The sequence below is a fragment of the Billgrantia lactosivorans genome (assembly GCF_003254665.1).
Lineage (GTDB): Bacteria > Pseudomonadota > Gammaproteobacteria > Pseudomonadales > Halomonadaceae > Halomonas > Halomonas lactosivorans.
In genome coordinates, this window is sequence record NZ_QHGY01000038.1 from 1 (window position 1) to 614 (window position 614).

The following is a 614-nucleotide window of genomic DNA, read 5'->3' on the forward strand; positions in this document are numbered from 1 at the left end:
CGCTACCAGGCCGAGTGCATCGACAAGCTCTACGGCGAGGTGGCGCCCACCGGTGAGGAGACCCTGGCACTGGTGCTGCGCGAGCCCATCGGCGTGGTGGCGGCCATCGTGCCGTGGAACTTCCCGCTGATGATGACCGCGTGGAAGATCGCCCCGGCGCTGGCCGCCGGCAACAGCGTGATCCTCAAGCCCTCGGAGAAGTCGCCGCTCTCCGCGCTGCGCCTGGCCCAGCTGGCCCAGGAAGCCGGCCTGCCCAAGGGCGTGTTCCAGGTGCTGCCGGGCTTCGGCCACACCGTGGGCAAGGCGCTGGCGCTCTCGATGGACGTCGACTGCCTGGCCTTCACCGGCTCCACCGCGGTGGGCAAGCAGCTGATGCAGTACGCCGGGCAATCCAACCTCAAGCGGGTCTACCTGGAGTGCGGCGGCAAGTCGCCCAACCTCGTCTTTGCCGACTGCAAGGACCTCGACCGGGTAGCCAGCCACGCCGCCACGGCGATCTTCCACAACCAGGGCGAAGTGTGCATCGCCGGCTCCCGGCTGCTGGTGGAGAATTCGATCCGCGACGACGTCGTCGAGCGGGTACTCAAGGCCGCCGAGAGCATGCAGCCGGGCGA

At 68.9% G+C, this 614-nt stretch carries 1 protein-coding gene; it reads left to right on the top strand.

The annotated features are described in order from the left end of the window. The coding region (locus DIS04_RS20285; RefSeq protein WP_162623142.1) for an aldehyde dehydrogenase family protein at window positions 1-614 on the top strand (614 nt) is incomplete at both ends.